The organism is Billgrantia endophytica, assembly GCF_002879615.1.
GTDB lineage: Bacteria > Pseudomonadota > Gammaproteobacteria > Pseudomonadales > Halomonadaceae > Halomonas > Halomonas endophytica.
The window spans coordinates 132,219-138,218 of the sequence record NZ_PNRF01000044.1; the positions used below are offsets into that span (position 1 = coordinate 132,219).

At 54.4% G+C, this 6,000-nt stretch carries 4 protein-coding genes; all 4 read right to left on the bottom strand.

Going from position 1 to position 6,000, the window contains the following annotated elements; genetic code table 11:
• Window positions 1-207: 207 nt before the first annotated feature.
• A complete protein-coding gene (locus C1H69_RS21340) occupies window positions 208-729 on the bottom strand; it encodes a GNAT family N-acetyltransferase (RefSeq protein ID WP_102655398.1) in 522 nt (173 codons plus the stop codon).
• A 133-nt stretch (window positions 730-862) separates the two neighbouring features.
• The gene (locus tag C1H69_RS21345; RefSeq protein WP_102655399.1) at window positions 863-1,996 is read right to left on the bottom strand and encodes a GIY-YIG nuclease family protein; all 1,134 of its coding nucleotides are present in this window, start codon (window positions 1,994-1,996) and stop codon (window positions 863-865) included.
• Window positions 1,997-2,838: 842 nt separating this feature from the next.
• Window positions 2,839-4,104: a macrolide family glycosyltransferase gene (locus C1H69_RS21355; RefSeq protein WP_205738580.1), complete on the bottom strand. Its 1,266-nt coding sequence runs from the start codon at window positions 4,102-4,104 to the stop codon at window positions 2,839-2,841.
• Window positions 4,105-4,352: 248 nt separating this feature from the next.
• On the bottom strand, window positions 4,353-5,924 hold the full coding sequence (locus C1H69_RS21360; protein WP_102651582.1) for a transposase: 1,572 nt from the start codon (window positions 5,922-5,924) through the stop codon (window positions 4,353-4,355).
• Window positions 5,925-6,000: the final 76 nt, after the last annotated feature.

Consider the following 6,000-nt stretch of genomic DNA (forward strand, 5'->3'; position numbering starts at 1 on the left):
CTCGATCATCTTCTGTCGCAAGGCAGTCATCGTCATCACTCCTGTTCTCTGACCCACGTGGGTCAAGGAACAGTGTGGTGCGATGAGGCAAAAGACATGATGCGGCGACAGCTACCGCGAAGCGATTTAGTTCAACGATAAGCTTTGGGGCGGCTGGAGCGCAGCGTAAGCCGTCCCAGCCACGATAGCGGCGACAACAGCGCCTTGTTAGCCATCGATGGGCTCCGGCGGAGTCTCAAGAACGAGTTGATAAAAAGCAAGATCGAGCCAGCGGCTGAACTTGAAACCTGCATGCTTGATTGTGCCTGCATGGAAAAAGCCCAGCCTTTCATGTAGAGAGATACTTGCCTGGTTAGATGCATCTATACCGCCAACCATTATGTGATATTGTTGTTTTTTTGCCTCTTTAATGAGTTTCTGCATTAGTGCAAGACCGATGCCCTTGCCGCGATGCTCTTTATGGATGTAAACAGAGTGCTCGACTGTGTATTTGTATGCTGGCCAATTGCGAAAAGCTCCGTAACTGGCAAAGCCGAGCAAGTGGCCAACTTCGTCGAAGGCTCCGATGACGGGATACGAGCCTGTCTCTTTGACTTTGAACCAAGGAGCCATAGTTTCCAAGCTGCGCGGTTGGTAGTCATATAGCGCCGTCGTATTGAGTATTGCATCGTTAAAAATATCAAGGATTTCACGGGCTGTAGTGTCATAGGTACAATGTGCAAATCGCATTCGCGCCCCCAGTGGCTAACGCCTGCCATAACCGGACCCAAAAAGCAGAGCGACGAGGAACGAGGAGCGGCGCTTTTTGGGGTCCGAGTTTATGGCCTTGTTAGCTGATTTTTTGCTTCGACAATGCCACATGCTATTCGACTCTAGAATACGTTTTACCATCAAGAACACGCTGAACTTGAGCAACATTTTTTGCGCCTATACGCGTAAATATTTCTTCAGCTGAATACTCATTGGCAAGTTGGCGTATCGCTCTAATTTGCTCAACTGACAATCTGCCATCTCGACCACAAATTTGAGCAACAGCCCAATCATTATCTCGCCATTTTTCAGCTACCCAAGGCGCGGGGAGGCCTTTCCTAGGGTGCTCTTTGAGCCATTCACCAACGATTCTGTCACGTTCATCTGGCATCGGGACAACTGATTGTTGGAGCAATCCATTCTCTCGAAGATAACGCAAACCAGATTTGCCGCCTGGAATCATATTAAGGCGGCGTTGATCTTCCCAATGGCCTTCAACTAAAAATTCTTCGGTTGCGTACAATTTTTCAAGATCATCAGTTATACCCATTACCTTATGATTAACATAGGTAATTCGTCCTTTCTCCTTTTCTTCTCGATATTTCCTATGGAACAACAATGGACTCCCGCCATTGATGGCTCTTTTATGCTCAGACCACCGCTTCTGCCAACTACGCGTTGTGACCCCTACATAAAAGAACCCGTCATTTGGATAAGAGCCACCGTGCCCAAAAATATGTTGATAAAGTACATACGCTTTTTTGGGAAAATGCTTTGGCGACAACAGGAAATGGGCGGGTATAGAAAAGAGCAAGCTCGGCTGCGTTATCTGACTTTCATCAAGTGTTGTTTGGCCTTGCCTTGCTGCTTGAATAAACAATGGATCAGTCACAAGATCGATAGAAATAATCGGCTGAAGTGCTCGCTCCGCTTCTTCGAGGGGCCGTCCCGATTGGTATTCAGTAGCTGCCCCGACTGTACGATGACCAGCCTTTAATTTTTGAAAAGGTGCTACAAAGCCAGGGGCTTTCCCAAGGAACGTTAACTGGACAACTGGAATCATCTGCCCAGGCTTTACCCTAAAGATTCCATTCGGATTCTTCGCAACTTTGATCCATTCCGCTCCGTAGGGTGATTTTTGTATAAAATTATTGAGCAGGGCTTCTACTTCGCGACGACGAGCAATCATTGGTTTCGGGGCTAAATGCTCCCACCATAATTTGTTGATTTTTACGTCACTTCGCATCTATGAGAATCTCTTCTTAAAACAGCTAACACCGGAGTTAAGCGGCGCCGCAAAGCGGCGTCGGCTTGAATGAATTGTTATGTGGCGTGACTCGCCTCCGAACGTAGAAATTCGAGTAGCACCTCACCGCGTGGTGACAAACGGTAACCGGTTCCAAGGCTTTCGGTAAGCCCGAGGTTCTTGAGTTTCCTCACGTTGAGCTTGAACCGCTCCTTCCCCTGACCGACAAGACCACACAAGTCCCCCGCACGAACCCCCGGATGAGAGCTTAGAACTTCCAAGGTACGAAAGGTCCACTCCCCCTCCAAAGTCCGTGCATCCAATCGACTGAGTTGACTCCGCAACTCTTGGAGCTCCCCGTCTGTCGAAGACTGTGTTTCACGCAGTGCGATTCGTGGATCTGGGCGCAATGGTCCAAGTTCAATCCGGTAAAACTCACCCTCGCACCGACGCCGCAATTCATCCAGTAACTCCCCTCTCGACTCGTACCCAGCACGATGAGCATCTGCTTCCGAGATGGTGTTCAGGGCCACTGGCTCCACAGACTTGATGCTGAGTTGCCCGACGGGAGTAAGCAAAGTGCCGCCTTCTCGCACGGATGGCCGCCGCCAGCGCCGGAAAGCCAGTGTAACGACCCCTATGCGAATGCCCTCAAGGAACTCCTTCCGAAAAAGCATCAGATCACCCCCGCTTCAGCCACATAACGCCGAACTAAGCCGCTGGCCGTAGCGCAGCGTAGGTCAGTCGGCTTGAGTGACGTGTTATGCGTGGCCAAATCTTGTTGCCACTGAACTTGAATCGTGCAACTGAGGCTTGTAGATGGGCATAGAGGATATAGCGCCCTAAGCAGGTTGCCTCGACTCGGTGGTTTCATTCTCATGTGGCGGCGAACCTGCGAGAAGACGTTCGATCAGATCGGCAGCCTCCATTGCTCCACCACCCTCGTGCAGAGTCGCCGCAAGAGTGCGGGCCGAAGCCGTGTATGACGAATCGTCCAGCAGTGTTTCGACGGTTGTCCGTAGTTCCCTCGTGCTGACCTTCTGCCCACTAAGGTGTTGCCGCAGCACAAGGCCCGCGCCACGGTCCGCGACCGCTTGGCCGATAAGGAATTGCTCAACCTGCTGGGGAATCACGACCATCGGCACCTCGAAATGGAGCCCCTCCATCACACTGTTCATTCCGCCGTGCGTCACGAACACTGCCGCCTGCCGCAGCACCGTGAGTTGGGGCACAACGGCCCGCACCACTATGTTCGACGACACTGACTCAAAATCCGCGGGGCCCATGGCACGGCCGACGACCAGTAGCACGTTCGCAGGCAGCGCTGCGAAGGCGTCAATGCAAGACCTGAAAAAGTCTTCGCCCCCACGGTGCAGTGTCCCCAGGGATACCAGCACCAGGGGAGTTCCGTCTTCAAGGAGACGTTCGAGTTGCCGGTCAATCTCCTCGGAGTGTGGCGCGGCATCGATGGAAGGGCCGACGAAGTGGCTACTCGCATCGCACCGGTCATCGGGGGGTTGAATCCATGCAGGAATTGGGAAGATCGTTAGATCACCTCGGGCCGGGAACATCGGACTCGATGGTAGGAGGTCACGACCGGGGCTTCGCAGAAGCCGGCGTCGCGCGCCGAGGGTTCCCGGCAGAGAAGTCGCGGTCTCCCACACTACGGCGAGACACTCGCGAACAGTCAAACTGCGGAACGCGGATGCGTTGACGAGGATCGTAGTCATAAGAGAGATCGCTGGACGGCGCAGACTGGTTGCGAGCATTCGCCCCCATAGGGCGTTCGAGTCGAACATGATTGCGTCCGGCGGGTCCTCCCGCAGTTCCGACTCTAGCAGCGGCAACAGCGTCTGCGTTGCCTCCAGTAGTCGCTGTACGACCTTCGCCGATCCGCCGTGAGCGTTGGCATCGGCAATTACTTTGGAGGAGATGGTCCCGTCGGGATAGGCGCGAAAGGTGGCCCCAGCCTGCTCGGCAACGGCGCGGAACTCCTCGGTGGCGTAGAAAGTGACGTCGATGCCGCGTCGGATCAGTTCGCGGACTAGCGGCGCGCTAGGGTTGACATGGCCAGCTGCCGGCATGGCAATCATGACGATACGGATCATCGGCACCTCCGTGCGGAATTGTCTTAAGTTCGAAGAGTGGAGCCTGGTGCTCTGGGCGCATAACGAGGCTGTAGAAAAACTCGATTCTGAGTCCCTCCCACCGCCTGTCTTCTTATTCTGTGTGCCGCCCACCAAGCGGACAATTTCCTTGACCAAGGGACCTAACTGACCATTTCGGTTCCTTGGTGATACCAAAGGCTCTCATCACCGGCATTTGGCGGCCACCTTCAGGCCTTGTAACCCCTTTATCACGTGCCTAACCGACCATAATTGGCAAGCTTCTCAATGTTATGTATCAAGCAGTATAACTGCCACTGACCCTGTACCTTCTTCTTGCCACGAAGCCCGAATCGGTTCAAACGTTTCGTAGTGCCGATGTTGCCGAATACCGGCTCCACCACTGACATTCGGTGACTATATATCTCCTTACCTTGCTGGCTATCCACTCGGTGCTTCATCCAGTCTGTGTAGCTCGGTTGTCCGTCGCTCTTTATCGTAAAGGAGACTTGTCGGCCAGCTCCGTTGCGGTGATTTGCCGAGGCGGGGTTCTGCATGCAGCGGTGCTTCTTGGGGCAGTGCCGGCATTGCAGCAGTCGCCCCTCGAAATGTGCTCGTAGCTTGCCATTCTCGGCTTCCCGTTGCCCCCGGTAGGTCAGGGATTCCCCATTGGGGCAGATACAGCTAAGGGTGACCGGGTCGAATTGGAATTCACTGGCCGGAAAGGTGGCTTTCCATCCCTTGTCTGGCAGGTTCTGGTGCCGCTTGCCGTACTTGTCTTTCTGCTCGGCAAACCTCGGGTCCCGGCTACGGAACTGATTATCCGGCACATAGCCATTGATCTGTCGTTCGTGCAGGTACTTCATATTGGCCTCATTGGCGAAGCCCGTATCAGCAGTGACGACGGTGCCTTGCTGGTAGATGTTGTCAGCAATCCCCAGCTTCTTGAAGCGGGCCTTCACCCTCTCGAGTACCGGTTGCAGCGTGTGGTGTTCCTGTCCCTCTCCAAACGCCTGGGCATCGATGATGATTTGGTGCTTCTTGTCCACCGTGGCCACGCCGTTGTAGCCCTGGATCGTGCCCTTGCTGGTGGTCATCTTGGCGCTTTGGTTATCCGTGATGTTGCTCTTCACTTCCTTGCTCCGCTTCCCCCGGCCCATCCTTGGGCTGTGCGTCTTTAGGAAGCGGTCGACTTTGTTCATGGCAGCATCTAGCGAGAGGATCGTCTTGGCCCGACGAATATCCCGATCAAGCTCGGCTTCCGTCTCGGCTTCATCCCGCGCGTAGTGTTCCAGCAGGTGATGACGAATCAGACGTCGCAGCTTCTCCCGCTTCTCGCCCAGCTCCTTGAAGGTGCCAGACCACCCCTTCGAGGCATCCGAGGGCATCTTGCAGCCGTCAATGGCAAAGAGTTCGTTGCCCAGCAGGCCTTGCTCATGGCACACCAGCAGCACCTGCTCAAAGAGGGCTTCAATCTCCTCGGTGTGGCTGCTGACGAACTTCGCCAAGGTGGTGAAGTGGGGGACGGTATCGCAGGACAACGCCTTGAAGATGATGTTGGTTTCGCAGCACCACTGCATCTCGCGGCTGGAGGTGATTCCCTTGGAATAGGCGAACAGGATGATCTTCAGCAGGATGGCGGGGGCATAGGCCAGCCGGCCCGTATCGTGGTTGCGGTACTGGGGATGGAAAACCGACAGGTCCAGCTTGTGTTCGATCAGGTAGTGGACGGCGTGCTCGAAAGTGCCGGGCTGAAGCTGGTCCTGGTAGTTGAGCACTACCATGGCGCTCTGATCATGGTTGTAGGGCTTGAAGCGGGGCATGTTGACCACTCCTCGGCTGTTTTCCTGATCCTACCAAAACGGCGTGGGCTGCGGGCTTTTTCTACAGCCTCAACGC

Excerpts from the sequence above, each read along its gene's own strand:
- C1H69_RS21340 (WP_102655398.1), bottom strand. The coding sequence starts at position 729 with ATGCGATTTGCACATTGTACCTATGACACTACAGCCCGTGAAATCCTT.
- C1H69_RS21360 (WP_102651582.1), bottom strand. The coding sequence starts at position 5,924 with ATGCCCCGCTTCAAGCCCTACAACCATGATCAGAGCGCCATGGTAGTG.
- C1H69_RS21345 (WP_102655399.1), bottom strand. The coding sequence starts at position 1,996 with ATGCGAAGTGACGTAAAAATCAACAAATTATGGTGGGAGCATTTAGCC.
- C1H69_RS21355 (WP_205738580.1), bottom strand. The coding sequence starts at position 4,104 with ATGATCCGTATCGTCATGATTGCCATGCCGGCAGCTGGCCATGTCAAC.